This is a genomic window from Actinacidiphila sp. bgisy144 (genome assembly GCF_057708105.1).
Genome location: NZ_JBYIRM010000003.1, coordinates 83,680 through 98,229 on the forward strand (window position 1 = coordinate 83,680; position 14,550 = coordinate 98,229).

Here is a 14,550-nt window from a genome sequence, read left to right on the forward strand (position 1 = left end):
AGGCTGCCGCCCGCGGTGCTCCCCCGGCCGGGCCGGCGTGACACTGCCCACATGAGCAAACCTCCGGCAGTTCCGGGCGGGGTCCCGATCCGGGTGGACAACGCCACGATCAGCGCGGGTGCCTGGTCGGCTCCTGCGAAGGGCACGGTCGTCCAGACCGTCGACGGCACCGGCAAGCGGATCACCGCCACCCGGATCGTCGCTCTCGGCCCCCTCGCCCTCGCGGCCCGCAAGAAGACGGGCCGGCTGACGATGGTGCTCGCGGCGGCGGACGGCAGCACCACCACCGTCAGCGTCAAGCCCGGCAAGGCGCAGGCCGCCACCGCGTGGGCGATCGCCTTCAACGCCTGGAGTTCCGCGCCCTGACGCCGACCCGGTCGAACCCGGGGAGGCGGTCGCGTCGTCCCGCCGGCGGGCGGCCCGGTGGATACGCTGGAGCGCATGATCCACACCGTGGCCGTCGACATCGGCGAGACGCTTACGTCCGACACGCGTGTGTGGGGGATGTGGTCCGACTGGCTCGGGGTGCCCCGGCACACGGTGTCGGCCCTGGTGGGCGCGGTCGTCTCGCGCGGCCAGGACTGCAACGACGCGCTGCGGCTGCTCCGGCCCGGGCTGGACGTCGCCGCGGCGCAGGCGGCGATGGAGGCATCCGGCCGCGGCGAGCACTTCGACGAGACCGACCTCTACCCCGACGCGCGGCCCGCCCTCGGCGCCCTGCGCGCCGCCGGCTACCGCGTCATCGTCGCCGGCAACCAAAGCGCCCGCGCAGCCGAATTGCTCCGCGCCCTCGACCTGCCCGCCGACCTCGTCGCCACCTCCGGGGAATGGGGCCTCGCCAAACCCGACCCCGCCTTCTTCGCCCAGATCGTCGGCCTCGCGGGATGCGAACCCCACGACGTCCTCTACGTCGGCGACCACCCCCACAACGACACCTTCCCCGCAGCCGCCGCCGGCCTGTCCACCGCCCACCTCCGCCGCGGCCCCTGGGGCCACCTCTGGGCCGACGACCCCGACGTCGCCCTCACCGCCGACCTCCGCGTCGACTCCCTCACCGACCTCGTCAACAAACTCACGAACCGCCGCTGAAACCGGCCCGGTTCCGCATCCCTCGGGCTCGGCCCGCCCCGGCAAACCTGAGACGTGCGGCCGCCCCGTCACCAGCACGGCCGGCACGGTGACGGGGCGGTCGTGTCAGCCGAGTTGGTGGGCGAGCACGTCGGATGCGACGGCGGATACCTCGTCTGCGGTGAGGCCCGCGCATTCCGGCGGCGTCGTCGGTGCCCCGGTGAGTTGCACCGTCCCGGGCGTGTACTGGTCGCGGATCGCCTTCCAGCACGCGGCAGTGCGGCCCTTGGCCAGTTTCGAGTCCGACGGGATCGGCGGCTCGGACGTAATGACGCTGAGCGGGGTGTACTTCCCGCTGTACGTGACAACGCGGTGCCCGTGGCTGCTGCTGGACGAGCAGCCGGCGAGCAGAAGCCCGGCAGCGGCGAGCAGCCCGAACACGGCGGTTGCAGTGGTGCGGTGCATGCGGTGCATGGTTCCCCCTCGTGTGGTCAGAGGGAGTGTGGCGCCGCGAGGATGTCGGGCGCTGGGATGTGGCCGAGCTGTGACGCGGGTCAGCGGTCCCAGGGCCGGCGTTCGGGACACCCGCCGGTGCCCCGCCGAGCCTCCCCCTCCCGGCGGGGCGCTGCCATCACACCCGGCCGCTACTGTCCTTGCCCCCACTCGGCCCCTTCCTGGCAGGGCTTTCGTGCGTTCGCCCAAGGCACTCTGTCGTGTTTCTTGATCACCGGGCTACCGTGCATGCGCCGGCGATCGCCGGACCTACAAGGGAGGCGACATGGCCCGCAAGTTGCGCATGCTCGGCACCAACAGCAAGACCGGCGAGTGCCCCACGCTGTACGAGGACACCGAGACCGGCGACATCCTGGTGCAGGGCTACACCGTCACCGACCCCGACACCCTCGCGCAGATGGCCAACCCGCTGGAAGGCGAGTCGCTGGTCGTCGTAGACCGCGCCCTGCTGGTGAACTTCGCCCCGAAGTCGTGACCGGCGCAGTACCAGCCGCCGGCATCCTGGACTACTTCCGAGACGGCTTCGAGCACACGGCCTGGCGCTTGGAAGCCCAACGGGAGTACGCGGCCGACCAGCAGACCGAGGAGTATCAGCGCTTCCTCCAAGGCATCGCACCGCCTCGCGACAACGGCAGCCCGTGGTTCGCCAACGCCCGCGAGCAGACCGCAGCCGGCAAGCGCATCGAACGCGTCCGCCTGGTCGACGAGCCGCCCACCGCCAACCAGCGGTACCTCCTGGCCACCACACCGGACAACCTCCACTCCGGCGAAGACATCCGGTACCTGTTCCGCCGCGAGGCCCTACGGATCGGACTGCCCGCTGACGACTTCTGGCTCTTCGACTCCCGCACCCTGGCCCGCTTCAACTGGACCGACTCCGGGCGCCGACTGGAACTGACCACCGACCCCGACCACGTCCTGCGAGCCTGCCAGATCCGCGACGCGGCCTGGCACTATGCGAGCAGGTACGAGACGTTCAGGACGCGGGTACCGTCCCCCATGTGAGCACCGACTTCCAGCAGGCCCGACAGGCCCTCGGCGTGCGGCTCCGCGAGCTGCGCACCGAGGGCCGCCTCACCGTACGGCAACTCGCCGGAGCATGTGGCTGGGCCCCGTCGAAGGTCAGCAAGCTGGAGAACGGCAAGCAGACCGCCACCCCGGCCGACCTTGAAGCGTGGGCCGCCGGAGTCGGCAAGCCGGAGTCCGCGGCCGAACTGAAAGGCCGCCTCGCCGGCCTCGAATCCACCTACCGTTCATGGCGCCGCGCACTGGCCGGCGGCCACCGCGCGGTACAGGACGCACTCGGCGCGCAGCACGAGAGAACACGCGTGTTCCGGGGCTTCACGGCATCGGTCATGCCGGGGATCTTCCAGACTCCCGAGTACGCCCGCTGCGTGCTGACCCGGTACGCCAACCTGCACGGAGTGACCCGGGACATAGAGGCCGGGGTGTCGTCGCGGATACGCCGCCAGGAGGGCCTGTACGCGGCGGGCAAGACCTACCGGGTGTTGATATGGGAGTCGGCCCTGCACGTCCGGATCTGCCCGCCTGCGGTCCTCGCCGACCAGTTGGACCGGCTGATGTCCATCAACGGCCTGTCGTCGGTGCGTCTCGGCATCATCCCCTTGACCGCCGACGTGCAGATCGCCGCCGGCGACGACTTCTGGATTCACGACGACCGGCTCGTCGTCGCTGAGACGTGGCACGCGGAGATGTGGCTCGACTCGCCTGAGGACGTCGCCTTGTACCGGAAAGTGTGGGATGCCCTCGACGCCTCGGCCGTCAGTGAGCGAGTCGCGCACCGCCTGATCAGCCGCGCGCGGAGCGCTCTCGACATCCCGTGAGGAACAACGGGAATCACCCGCCCGTCGTTTCGAAACACTGAGAAACACAGACGTCAGCGAGAAACACGCCGCCGTAGCGTCGAACTGCGCCCGTTTCACTGCGCCGACGTGGTGGGGCGGGCGGCGAGAGGCCCCGCGCCGTGCGAGCGGCGGCGCGGGGTGCGGCTACGTACGTGAGGGGCGCGGCATGCAGGGGCGCACGGTGCGGCGGTCCGCTGTCGGGCGGCTGCTTGACGAGGAGTTGAGCGCCCCGCGGGTGGGGTCATTGGAGGCGGCTTGCGACGTGATCGCGGGACGGCCCCTGGCCGTCACGCTCGGCGAGATCCGCGGCGCGCTGGACGGCCCGCTCGACGGGGAGGGCAAGCGCCGCCTGCACGTGCTGGTCTCCACGCTCTACCACCGCGCTGGCGCGACCCTCGCCCTCACCGAGGAACTGCGCGCCGCGATCGAGGCGGCACCCGCCGCCCCGTCCACCAGGAAGGAGGAGCCCGATGTCCTGTGACACCCCCGGCTGCCGCAAAGGCGGCTGCACCACCGAACCCGCACCCCACCCGAACTGACCCACCCCCGAACCGCCGCGGTTGGTCCCGCGGCACGGCCGCCGCCACCCCCTGCGCGGCAGCCACCGGCCCCGGTACGCACCCCACCGCGCACCGGGGCCGCCCCATGACCGGCCGAGCGCATGTCGGGGGGCTTCTGCCGGGCGGGCGGGACGCGGTCCCGGCACGCACCGCCGCATGATCAGGAAAGCCCCTCCCGGTCCAACGGGAGGGGCTTCGACCTGCGCTCGCGACGGGGGTGGGCGTGGACGGTTTCGAACCGCCGACATCCGCCTTGTAAGGGCGGCGCTCTACCACTGAGCTACACGCCCGCGGGGTCTGCGACGACACAGGTTACCCCGGGGTGGGGCGTGCTCGGCAAGCGAGGCGTTCCGGGCGCGGCCGCGGATCGGTCGGGGGCCCGGCCACGGATCGGCCGGGGCCGTCCCGCGGGCCCGGGGCGGGTGGCAGGGGACCGTGTGTTCGGGCCGGGTGGGTGGGAGGATGGGCGGAAAGACGGTGAGCAGCGAACACGGGGAGAGAGAGTCACTGTGACGACGGCACGTTCGTGGTGGCGGCGCGGCGACGATCTGCGTGTGGAGGCCCAGGCCGCGAAGGACGCCGCGGCCCAGGAGTTCTACGACCTGGACACGGCCCAGCGGGACCTGGAGATCGCGATAGAGACGATCTCCGCGGTCGACGACACCCCGCAGGCGCGGCAGGCGCTGGACGGTTTCCGCGCCCTCGGGGAGAAGATCGACCGGGTCAGCGCGGCGTACATCGAGACGGTGGACGCCAACGACATCGACCGGGACGACCTGGACCACTCAGCGGCCTCACGCGCGGTGGCCGCGCTCACCCAGGCGAAGCACGAGCTGGCCAGCGCGAAGAAGGAGCTGGAACGCTACAAGTCCGGCCTCGCCCCGCTGCTCGACAAGGCCGAGACGCAGCTCGCCCAGCTCGCGCCGGCCCGGGAGCGCGCCAAGCAGTCGCTGCTCGCGGCGAGCCAGGCGCTGGACGCGGTGCGCGCCGCCGGGCTCAAGGCGGACGACCTCGCGGCCCGGCTGGCCGCGCTCGGCCCGGAGCTGACGAAGCTCAACGAAGGTGCGAGCAAGCACGGCGTCCAGGCGACGGTCCGCCGCGCCGACGAGATGCGGCGCACCGCGGAGGCGGTCCGGGCCGAGGCCGAGCGGCTGCCCGAGCGGGCGAAGGAGATCGACAAGCGGCTGGTGTCGCTGCGCACCCGGGTGCAGGCGCTCGGCACCCGGGCGGAGGGGGTCGCTCCCGTGCTCAGCGAGTTGCGGCGGCGTTTCTCGACGGCCTGCTGGCAGGACCTGCAACAGGTGCCGGACCAGGCCGCGCAGGCGGTCCGGCGCGCCGAGCAGGCCCTCGCGGAGGCCCGCGCGGCGCGGGCGGAGCAGCGGTGGGCCGACGCCACCGCGCGGCTGGCGACCGTACGGGCGCAGATGGACGAGGTGGACGGGGCGGTGGCCGCCGCCGGGGATCGGCTGCGCCGGCTCAACGAGGTCAGCAAGGACCCGAGCGGCGAGGTGGAGAAGACGCGGTTCGCGATCCGTGACGCGCAGCGGCTGGCGATGCAGGGGCGCAGTACGCCCGAGCCGAGGCACGCGCGGCCGCTCGACGAGGCGGTGGCGCGGCTGGACCGGGCGGTGGGGGCGTTGCAGGGGCGGCACCCGGATTACTGGGCGTTCCTCACGGAGACGGCCGCGGTGCGGGAGACGGCGAACCGGGTGGTGTCCAACATCAGGGAGGACCGCGCGGCGGGGCGTTGAACGGACCCGCCGCACGGGTACGGGCCCCCGCCCCGGGACCACCTGCCGGTGGACGGCTGCTCGCGCCGTTCCCCGCGCCCCTGGGCACGCCCGGGACCCACCCGGGCACCCCGACGCCACGGGGGTACGCACCCGCCGACACGCGACCACCCGCCGGTGAGTGGCTGGTCGCGCCGTTCCCCGCGCCCCTGGGCACGCCCGGGACCCACCCGGGCACGCCGCGGCGCCCCGGAGGGTCAGCCGCAGCAGCCGCCTCCGCAGCAGCCGCCGGAGGCTGCCGCGCCGGCTTCGCCTCCGCCGGAGGCGGGTGTGGAGGAGGAGGCGACGGAGACGGTGGAGAGGAGTTTGACCGTGTCGGCGTGGCCGCGGGGGCAGGGGGCCGGGGCGTCGGACTGGGACATGGGGCGGCGGAGTTCGAAGGTGAAGCCGCAGGCCTTGCAGCGGTACTCGTAACGGGGCATGGCTTCAGAGTAGCCGTCAGAGCCTGCGGGCGAGGGTGGTGCCGTCGGCGATGGTGAGGAGGACGTCGTCGACGCGGTCGTCGGCGCGTACGTGGTCGTTGAAGGCGCGGATCGCGGCGGCGCCGCCGCCCTTGGCCGGGTCGGTGACGTCGCCGTGGAAGAGGGTGTTGTCCACGACGAGGAGGCCCCCGGGGGTCATGCGGGGCACCAGTTCCTCCCAGTAGTCGACGTAGGACCCCTTGTCGGCGTCGAGGAAGGCGAGGTCGATCCAGGGGCCGTCGGGCAGGGCGCGGAGGGTCTCGATCGCGGGGGCGATCCGCAGGTCGATGCGGTCGGCGACGCCGGCGTCGGCCCAGGCGGCGCGCCCGACCGAGGTCCACTCCTCGGAGACGTCGCAGGCGATGACCTGCCCGCCGGCGGGGAGGGCCGCGGCCATCGAGAGGGTGGAGAAGCCGGTGAACGTGCCCACCTCCACGATCCGGCGGGCGCCGGTGAGCCGGACCAGGAACGCCAGCAGGGCGCCCTGCTCCTCGGCGGTCTGGAGCCCGGCGACGTCGGCGTACTGCCGGTGCGTGGTGTCCACCAGGGCGCGCTGGGTGGGGCTCAGCGGCGGATTGTGCGCCAGGACGTACGCGTAGAGCTCCGGCGTGAGCTGCGGGTTCTTCGTCTCGTACAACGCTCGTCTCCCGTCGGGGGTGTGAAGCTCTGGCCTGACCCGGTCGGCGCTGGCCTAGGCTGGCCGGATGCTCGTCGATGACGTGGTCGCCATGGTGCCCAGCATTCCAGGTCGCAGGCTGCTGCTGGGGCTGGCCGGCCCGCCCGCCGCCGGGAAGTCGACGCTCGCGCAGCGGCTGGTCAGCGGGGTCAACGGCCGACTCGGCCCGGACACGGCGTCGTACGTGCCGATGGACGGGTTCCACCTGTCCAACGCCCAGTTGGACCGGCTGGGGCTGCGCGGGCGCAAGGGCGCGCCGGAGACGTTCGACGTCGACGGCTATCTGCACCTGCTGCGGCGCCTGCGCGCGACGCCCCGCACCGGGCCGGTCTACGCGCCCGGGTTCGACCGGCGCCTGGACGAGCCGGTCGCCGCCGAGCTGGTGGTGCCCGCGGCCGTACGGCTGGTGGTCACCGAGGGGAACTACCTGGCCGACGACGCGGACGGCTGGTCCGAGATCCGCGACCTGCTGGACGACCTGTGGTACGTGGACACGCCCCAGCGGCTGCGGGAGCGCCGGCTGCTGCACCGGCACGTACGGGGCGGGCGCTCGCAGGACGAGGCGGCCGCCTTCATCGCCGACAGCGAGCGGCCCAACGCCCGCCGGGCCGAGGCGGGCCGCGCCCGCTGCTCCCGCGTGGTCGCGGCGGAACGCGGCGCCTGAGCCGATCGCCGGAGTCACCCGGGAGGCCCGTCAGCAGCCATGGCCGCCCGCCAGCAACTCATGGCTGCTACATGTATCCATGCTAGGGTGCATGCATGGACAACCCGCGCCCCGGCGCCTCCCCCTCCGCGGCCGAACGGGCCTACGCCGACACCAAGGAGCGCATCCTCGCCGGTGACCTGCCCGGCGGCAGCCTGATCAGCGAGGTCGAGGTCGCCGACCGGATCGGCCTGAGCCGCACCCCGGTGCGGGCCGCCTTCCTGCGGCTGGAGGGCGAGGAGCTGCTGCGGCTGATCCCCAAGCGGGGCGCTGTCGTCGTCCCGGTGCCGCCGCACGAGGCGGCCAACGTGCTGGAGGTGCGCGAGGCGCTGGAGTGCGCGGCGGTGCGCCGGCTGCTGGCGGCGGACGACGGCGCGCTCGCCGACGCGGTCGGCCGGCTCCGCGGCTGCCTGGCGGAGCAGGCGGCCCCCGCCCGGGACCTGGACGTCGACACGTTCACCCGCCTCGACCAGGCGTTCCACCTCGCGATCGTCGCCGCGTCCGGCAACACCCTCGCCGAGCGGTTCTACGCCTCGCTAGGCGACCGCCAGCGGCGGATGGCCGTGCACGCGCTGCGGCCGCGCCCGGACCGGCTGAGCGTGCTCGCCCGGGAGCACGAGGCCCTGGTCGGCCACATCGCGGCCCGGGACGAGTCCGCCTTCGCCGCCGCCCTGCGCCGCCACCTCGACGACACCCACCGCGCCCTCGACGGCACCGGCCGCTGACGCCGCCCCCGCAGACCGCGCCACCCACGCCCGCCGGCCCCGGACCCCGGGGCCGCGGCGCGGAAAGGACCACCACGGTGACCGCCCCCACCGCCCCCACCGCCGACACCGCTTCCACCGCCGGCACCGCCTCCTCCCCCGGCCCCCGTACCGCCCTGACCCGCCCCACCGGAAGCGCCGGGAGCGCGCGGGGCTGGCGGCAGGCCGCCGCCGGGCTCGTCGCGTGCGGGTGGGGCGGCAACCAGTTCACCCCGCTCCTGCTGATGTACCGCCGTACCGACGGCTACTCGACGGTCGTCGTCGACGCGCTGCTCGGCGCCTACGTCGTCGGGCTCATACCCGGCCTGATGATCGGCGGCCCGCTCTCCGACCGGTGGGGGCGGCGGCCGCTGATGATCGCGGGCACGCTGCTGTCGCTGCTGGCCAGCGCGGTGCTGGCGGCCGGTTCGCTCGGCCTCGCCCCGCTCGTGGCCGGGCGGCTGCTGACCGGCGCCGCGGTGGGGATCGCGATGGCCGTGGGGTCGAGCTGGGTGAAGGAACTGTCGCAGGGGCCCTACGATCCGGCCGCCGACGCGGGGGCCGGGGCGCGGCGCAGCTCGCTCGCGCTGACCGTGGGCTTCGGGGTCGGGCCGGGCGTGGCGGGGGCGCTGGCGCAGTGGGGGCCGTGGCCGACGGCGCTGCCGTTCCTGGTCCATGTGGCCGTGGGGGCGGTGCTGCTGGAGGTGATGCTGCGGGCGCCGGAGACCCGCGCACCGGCGGCGGGCGGGGCGGCGCCGGGCGGGCTGCTGGCGGACCTGCGGGTCCCGGCGGCGGGGCACCGCCGCTTCCTGCGGGTCGTACTGCCGCTGGCGCCCTGGGTGTTCGGGTCGGCGGGCATCGCGTACGCCGTGACGCCGCAGCTGGTGGACGCGCGGCTGGGCGACTGGGGGCTGGCGTACGCCACCGCGCTGACCGTGCTGACGCTGGGCATGGGGGCGGTGGTGCAGCCGTTCGCCAAGCGGCTGGGGGCGCGCTCGACGGTGGCGGCGATGTCGGTGGCGATGGTGCTGATGGCACTGGGCATGGCGGTGTGCGCGCTGGTCGCGGTGACCGGCTCGCCGTGGCTGGCGCCGGCCGGTGCGCTGGTGCTGGGCGCGGGCTACGGCATCGCGATCGTCTCCGGGCTGGTGGAGATCCAGCGCATCGCCCGGCCCGACGACCTGGCGGGGCTGACGGGGGTGTACTACGCGGCCGCGTACGCCGGGTTCCTGCTGCCGACGGTGCTGGCGGCCGCCTCTCCGCTCGTCGGCTACGCCGTGATGCTGTGCGCGCTGGCGGTGCTCGCGGTCGGCTGCCTGGCGGTCATCGTCACCAACGCCCGTACTCCGGCGACACGTTGAGGTAGCGCCGCCGGAGCACGGGAGGGGTTCACCGGGCCAGGCGCTCCAGCATGCGGCGCACGATCTCCTCGCCGGCGGCCACGCCGACGGTGGGGAGCGCGGTGACATGGGGCGCGGTCCACCCGGTGTCGGCCAGCTCGCCGTGCCCGGGGGTCCAGCCGACGTCGGCGGCGTCCAGCAGGTCGGCGTCCAGGAGGGAGTCGCCGGCGGCGAGCACCCGTTCGGCGCCGGTGCGCCGGACGACCTCGGCCAGCGCGGCGGACTTGCGCAGCGGCTTGGGCACCGCGTAGATCTTGCGGCCCTGGAGCGAGACGGTCCAGCCGAGCGGCTCGGCCCAGGCCGCGAGTTCCTTCACCCAGCCGGCCGGGAGCCGTTCGCGGTCGACCACCAGGTAGGCGAACAGGTCCTCGGCGATCCGCTCCTTGCGCAGCCACTCCGGGTCGGAGGTGGCGGCCAGGTGCGCGCGGACCTCGGCCAGCGGCGCGCAGCCGTCGGCGAGCCGGCGCCGCATCTCGTCGTGCCAGTCGTGGTCGGTGCGCCCGTCGACCAGCAGGTGGCCACCGTTGGCGCAGATCGCGTACCGCGGCACCCGCCCGGGCAGCCTGATCCGCCGGTACTGCTTGCGGGTGCGGGTGGTGGCGGGCACGAACCGCGCGGTGTCGGCGAGTTCGACCAGCAGCCGCGCGGCGGTCTCGGTGAGGTAGGACAGCGGCCTGGCCTCGTGGACCTCGACGCACAGCAGCCGCGGCGCGTGCTCGTCGGGCATGGCCAGGGCCAGCGCGGCGGCGGAGTACACCAGGGTGCGGTCCAGGTCGCTGGCGACCACGGTGCGGTGCGGCGCGGGCGCCGGTGTGCGGGTCACTTCGCGCCCACCGCCTTGCCGTCCGCCCCGGTGGCGCCGCGCGTGTAGCGCGGGTGGATCAGGCCGACGCAGGTGTACGGCAGGTCGTCCACCTCCTCGACGGGCACGCCGCGTTGGGCAGCGAGCAGGCGTACGTGCTCCAGGTCCGCGCCCGCGCCGCGCCGGGCGAGGATCTTCCACGGCACCCGGCGCAGCAGCACCCGGGTGGTCTCGCCGACGCCGGGCTTGACGAGGTTGACGTCGCCGATGCCGTACTCCTCGCTGATCCGCTCGACCGCGGCCCAGCCGGCCCAGGTCGGCGAACGGTCCTGCGCGCGCAGCGCCTTGACGTCCTCGGCGACGCCGTCGCCGACCGCGTCGAAGGCGGCGGTGACGGTGTCGAGGAAGAGCGCGGAGACGTCGGAGTCCCGCAACTGGCGGTAGAACTTGGCGCCGTGGAAGTCCCGGGGGCCGATCAGGCCGTCCCGCAGGACCGTGCGGGAGACCAGCCCGGAGACGGTGGAGTTGAGGCAGGCGGAGGGGACCAGGAAGTCGTCGCGGGTGCCGTAGGTCCGCACGCAGCCGCCGGGGTCGGCGAGGACCGCGATCTCCGGGTCGAAGCGGCCGACCGCGCGGCCGACCGGCGCCGTCCCGGCCGCGGCCTCGAACTCCGCCACGGCGGCGGCGAGTTCGCGGGTGATGGCGCCCTTGCCGGTCCAGCCGTCGACGAACACCACGTCGGCCGGGTCGTGGTGGGCGGCCAGCCAGCGCAGCGCGTTGGCGTCGATACCGCGGCCGCGGACGATGGAGACCGCGTAGTGCGGCAGCCGCAGTCCGTGCGCGTGCTGCGCCCAGCGGCGCATCAGCACGCCGACGGGGGTGCCGGCGCGGGCGAGCGAGACCAGCACGGCGTCCGGGCCGCGCTCGGCCAGCACCAGTTCGGTGACGGTGCCCACCGCGCGGGCGATCCGCAGCGCCGAGGCGTCCAGCGCCGAGCGGAACAGCTCCTGGTACTCCGGGCTGGGCTGGTACTCCACCGGCAGTGACTCGGCGTAGTGCGCGCCGCCGTTCTGGACGGCCTCCTCGCGCTCCTCGACGGGTGCCTCCAGCTCGACGCCGGAGAGGTCCTTGAGCAGCCAGCCGACCTCCTCGGGCGCGTAGGAGGAGAACTCCGGCCCCCGCAGCGGCTCGGCCAGGCCGAGGTCGGCCATGGGGTGCGGGGTCTGCGAGGCGTGCGGCGAGCTCATCGGTTGCGGGGTTCCGTTCGGTCGGTAGGACGGCACCACCGCGAGCAGGACCGCGTCGGTGGCGGCGGCGAGCCGGTCCAGCAGCCCGCCGGGCGCGTGCAGGGCGGGGGTGTCCCCGGCGGAGTCCACCACGCACACCACCGCGTCGAACCCGCGCACGTTGTACGCGAACCGGTCGGTGCTGCCCGCATCCGTCGGGTCGTCGTGGGCGGGGAAGACGATCCGGCTGCGTATGGCGTACCCCGGGTCGTCGACGGCCAGCACCGGGGAGCGGGTGGTGGTGGAGTAGCGGACGGCGGCCGGGGTGCTGCCGTGCGCCCGCGCCTCCAGGGTGTCCTGGAGCGCCCGGGCGAGCCGCAGCGGCGCGTACATCAGCTCCTCGTTGCCCAGGACGAGGACGCTGGTCGCGGCCGGCGGCAGCGCGTCGGCGAGTCGCGCGCCCATCGCGGGCAGCGCGCGGTCCAGTTGCCCGGCGTGCCCGGGCAGGAAGCCGTGCCGTCCGCCGTCGGGCAGGCCCGCGGGCCAGTCGAGCGGCACCCGGGAGACGCGGCGGCCGGCGGCCGGCCCGGGGCCGGGTGCGGGCACCTCGTCGGCCGCGCTGTGGGCGGCGACCAGCTCCTGGCCCTTGCCGAGCACCCCGTCCGGCAGGCTGACGCTTCCGGTGGCGTGGGCCACCACGTCGACGCGCGCGGGCAGTGCGGCGGCGAAGGCGCGCAGCGCGTCGCGGTCGGCGGCCGAGCGCATGTCGGTCAGGGCGACCACGACGTAGCGCTCGCGCGGGTGCCGGGCGTGCAGGGCGGCGATGGTGTTGCGGATGGTGCGGCCGGTGGAGAACTCGTCGTCGACCAGCACCAGCGGGCCAGGGCCGGCCAGCAGGTCGGGCTGCTCGGGCAGCAGCAGGTGGGAGGTGGCGTGGCTGTGCTCCTCCTCGAACCCGCCCTGCGGGGTCAGGCCGGGCACCGCGCGGCGGGTGGAGTGCAGGTAGGGCGCGGGGCCGAGGCCGTCGGCGACCGCGTGGCCGAGGCCGGTGGCGGTCTCGGCGTAGCCGAGCACGACCGCGCGCGCCGCCTCGTCGGGCCCCAGCAGCTCCCGTACCCGCACGCCGAGCGCGTGGGCGTGGCCGTAGACGGTGCGGGGGTCCTGCGGGACGTGCTTGCCGAGCACGTTGGAGACCAGCAGGTGGGCCCGTTTGGGGTTGCGCCGCAGCGCCAGGCCGAGCAGGTCGGTCAGGCGGTCGCCGTGCAGGGTGACGCCGAGGCGGTCGGCCACCCACTGCCCGGTCCAGGGCGGGTGGGGCCCGGTCCGGGGCGTGTTGTCGGGCATCAGGCGGGTGTCCTTCGGTGACGGGGCGGCGGGCGCCGGTCAGGCGGGGGGCAGGCTCGCGGCGAGCAGTTCCACGAAGCCGATGTCCTCGCGGGCGACTCCGAAGACCTCGGCGCGGCGCAAGGTGCGCTCGGCCCAGGCCCGGTGCGGCTTCACCTCGTTCATCTTGTTGGTGTAGGCGGAGCGGAGCACCCCGCCGCCGCTGCGGTCCTCGTGCAGGATGTCGGCGGCGTCGCAGTACTCCTCGTGGGTGACCACGCTCAGCGCGTTGACCACCGGCACGTGGCTGGGGTGGATGCAGGTCTTGCCGAGCAGGCCGTTGGCGCGGTCCAGTTCGATCTCGCGCAGCAGGCCGTCCATGTCCTGCTGGATGAGCGTGTCGCGCAGGTCCTCCGCCTCGGGGGTGAACGGGCTGCGGCGCAGTTGCGGCTTGAACATCCGCTCGTGGTGCCGGAAGTACTCCCACACCGGGCCGGTGACCACGAACCCGCTGCCGTCCGCGCGGCCCAGCACGTTGACGACGTCGGCGATGACGGCGGCGACGATCTGCACGTCGTAGGCGGTCATCGCCGGGGCGCGGCGCAGGCCGTAGGAGGAGCAGAAGTCCGTGACGCCCAGCCGCAGCGCGAGCACCCGGTCGCGGTACTTGTCGACGGTGCGGGAGATGCCGTGCAGCGTCTCCACCCGGCTCTCCAGGTGCATCAGCTCCGGGGACTCCAGGACCGGCATGGCGAACAGCCGCCGGCCGGAGGCGCCCTCGGCGGCGGCGAGCGCCTCCAGGAAGGGGACGCCGCTCTCCTCGGTGAACTTCGGCAGTACGAATCCGGACAGCAGCCGTACGGTGCCGCCCAGCCGGGCGACCAGGTCGGTGATCTGCGCGGGGGTGCGGACCCGGATGAACAGCAGCGGCAGCAGCCGCTCGGCGCCGGGGCGGGCGGCGAGGTCGGCGAACTGCCGGACGAGGTTGGCCTCGCCCGCCTCGACGTCGCGGTCGTCGATGGAGTCCTCCAGGCACAGCACCATGGAGACCACACCGCGGGCGGCCTGCTTGAGCACGTCGTCGGCGAGGTGCGGGCGGGTCGCCGGCGAGTAGAGCGTGGCGCCCAGGGCGGTCGCGAGGACCTGCCCGGGCGAATCGGCGGCGAACTCCTGAGGTTCCCGGTGGAAAAGTTCACCCCTGAGATCCGACGCAAGGTGCCCGAAGTGTCGCACACGCCCCCCTTTCACCGTCATAGCCGCGAGGACAGGCGTCAATCGCGTGGCCGATTATCGTACGTACATCCCCGACGTAAAGGTTCCCACCGCGCGTGACAAACAGGTAACCGGTGGCGGTCGGCCGGGTGTCCGCCGCCGTGCGCGCCCGCGGCGTTGTGGGCCGCCCCGCCGGGCGGGCAGGATG

Annotated in this window: 16 protein-coding genes and 1 tRNA gene; 10 read left to right on the plus strand and 7 right to left on the minus strand. The window is 74.3% G+C overall.

Annotated features, from left to right (window positions below; genetic code table 11):
• Positions 1–51: 51 nt before the first annotated feature.
• The gene (locus AC3EVP_RS04950; RefSeq protein ID WP_335981085.1) at positions 52–366 is read left to right on the plus strand and encodes a hypothetical protein; all 315 of its coding nucleotides are present in this window, start codon (positions 52–54) and stop codon (positions 364–366) included.
• Between the two features lie 75 nt (positions 367–441).
• On the plus strand, positions 442–1,089 hold the full coding sequence (locus AC3EVP_RS04955; RefSeq protein WP_335981084.1) for an HAD family hydrolase: 648 nt from the start codon (positions 442–444) through the stop codon (positions 1,087–1,089).
• Between the two features lie 105 nt (positions 1,090–1,194).
• On the opposite strand, the gene AC3EVP_RS04960 is transcribed toward AC3EVP_RS04955, so the two are convergent.
• The gene (locus AC3EVP_RS04960) at positions 1,195–1,533 is read right to left on the minus strand and encodes a hypothetical protein (RefSeq protein WP_435126483.1); all 339 of its coding nucleotides are present in this window, start codon (positions 1,531–1,533) and stop codon (positions 1,195–1,197) included.
• A 313-nt stretch (positions 1,534–1,846) separates the two neighbouring features.
• Between AC3EVP_RS04960 and AC3EVP_RS04965 the strand changes: the two genes are divergently transcribed.
• The 4 genes from AC3EVP_RS04965 (at position 1,847) to AC3EVP_RS04980 (ending at position 3,927) form a co-directional block, all read left to right on the plus strand.
• Positions 1,847–2,056, plus strand: coding sequence for a hypothetical protein (locus AC3EVP_RS04965; protein ID WP_435126486.1), 210 nt, complete (start codon positions 1,847–1,849; stop codon positions 2,054–2,056).
• Positions 2,053–2,586: a DUF6879 family protein gene (locus AC3EVP_RS04970; protein WP_435126489.1), complete on the plus strand. Its 534-nt coding sequence runs from the start codon at positions 2,053–2,055 to the stop codon at positions 2,584–2,586. The genes AC3EVP_RS04965 and AC3EVP_RS04970 overlap by 4 nt, the downstream gene beginning before the upstream one ends.
• Positions 2,583–3,425, plus strand: coding sequence for a helix-turn-helix domain-containing protein (locus AC3EVP_RS04975; protein WP_435126492.1), 843 nt, complete (start codon positions 2,583–2,585; stop codon positions 3,423–3,425). The genes AC3EVP_RS04970 and AC3EVP_RS04975 overlap by 4 nt, the downstream gene beginning before the upstream one ends.
• Positions 3,426–3,612: 187 nt before the next feature.
• Positions 3,613–3,927, plus strand: a complete 315-nt coding sequence (locus AC3EVP_RS04980; protein WP_435126494.1) for a hypothetical protein — start codon at positions 3,613–3,615, stop codon at positions 3,925–3,927.
• Between the two features lie 297 nt (positions 3,928–4,224).
• Here AC3EVP_RS04980 and AC3EVP_RS04985 read toward each other — a convergent pair.
• Positions 4,225–4,296 (minus strand) — tRNA-Val (locus tag AC3EVP_RS04985).
• A 219-nt stretch (positions 4,297–4,515) separates the two neighbouring features.
• Here AC3EVP_RS04985 and AC3EVP_RS04990 point away from each other — a divergent pair.
• Positions 4,516–5,757 (plus strand): hypothetical protein, encoded by a 1,242-nt coding sequence (locus AC3EVP_RS04990; protein ID WP_435126496.1) that lies wholly within the window; start codon positions 4,516–4,518, stop codon positions 5,755–5,757.
• Positions 5,758–5,993: 236 nt separating this feature from the next.
• Here AC3EVP_RS04990 and AC3EVP_RS04995 read toward each other — a convergent pair whose 3' ends face one another.
• Both AC3EVP_RS04995 and AC3EVP_RS05000 read right to left on the minus strand, forming a co-directional pair.
• Positions 5,994–6,218, minus strand: a complete 225-nt coding sequence (locus AC3EVP_RS04995; protein ID WP_335981077.1) for an FmdB family zinc ribbon protein — start codon at positions 6,216–6,218, stop codon at positions 5,994–5,996.
• 16 nt (positions 6,219–6,234) lie between these two features.
• Positions 6,235–6,894, minus strand: coding sequence for an O-methyltransferase (locus AC3EVP_RS05000; protein WP_435126501.1), 660 nt, complete (start codon positions 6,892–6,894; stop codon positions 6,235–6,237).
• 67 nt (positions 6,895–6,961) lie between these two features.
• Here AC3EVP_RS05000 and AC3EVP_RS05005 point away from each other — a divergent pair, with 67 nt between their 5' ends.
• From AC3EVP_RS05005 to AC3EVP_RS05015, 3 genes are all read left to right on the plus strand, one after another.
• Positions 6,962–7,597, plus strand: a complete 636-nt coding sequence (locus AC3EVP_RS05005; RefSeq protein ID WP_335981075.1) for a nucleoside/nucleotide kinase family protein — start codon at positions 6,962–6,964, stop codon at positions 7,595–7,597.
• Between the two features lie 95 nt (positions 7,598–7,692).
• The gene (locus AC3EVP_RS05010) at positions 7,693–8,361 is read left to right on the plus strand and encodes a GntR family transcriptional regulator (protein ID WP_435126505.1); all 669 of its coding nucleotides are present in this window, start codon (positions 7,693–7,695) and stop codon (positions 8,359–8,361) included.
• 77 nt (positions 8,362–8,438) lie between these two features.
• On the plus strand, positions 8,439–9,740 hold the full coding sequence (locus AC3EVP_RS05015; protein ID WP_435126507.1) for an MFS transporter: 1,302 nt from the start codon (positions 8,439–8,441) through the stop codon (positions 9,738–9,740).
• A 28-nt stretch (positions 9,741–9,768) separates the two neighbouring features.
• Here the strand turns inward: AC3EVP_RS05015 and AC3EVP_RS05020 are convergent, their stop codons facing one another.
• Genes AC3EVP_RS05020 through AC3EVP_RS05030 form a run of 3 tightly spaced genes read right to left on the minus strand, consistent with a single transcriptional unit; the run spans position 9,769 to position 14,363 of the window.
• Positions 9,769–10,602 carry an HAD family hydrolase gene (locus tag AC3EVP_RS05020; protein ID WP_435126510.1) on the minus strand — a complete coding sequence of 278 codons (834 nt, stop codon included), beginning with the start codon at positions 10,600–10,602 and terminating at the stop codon, positions 9,769–9,771.
• Positions 10,599–13,151, minus strand: a complete 2,553-nt coding sequence (locus AC3EVP_RS05025) for a phosphoribosyltransferase (RefSeq protein ID WP_435126513.1) — start codon at positions 13,149–13,151, stop codon at positions 10,599–10,601. Before AC3EVP_RS05025 ends, AC3EVP_RS05020 begins: the two co-directional genes overlap by 4 nt.
• A 39-nt stretch (positions 13,152–13,190) precedes the next feature.
• On the minus strand, positions 13,191–14,363 hold the full coding sequence (locus AC3EVP_RS05030) for an HpcH/HpaI aldolase/citrate lyase family protein (protein WP_335981067.1): 1,173 nt from the start codon (positions 14,361–14,363) through the stop codon (positions 13,191–13,193).
• Between the last annotated feature and the right edge of the window lie 187 nt (positions 14,364–14,550).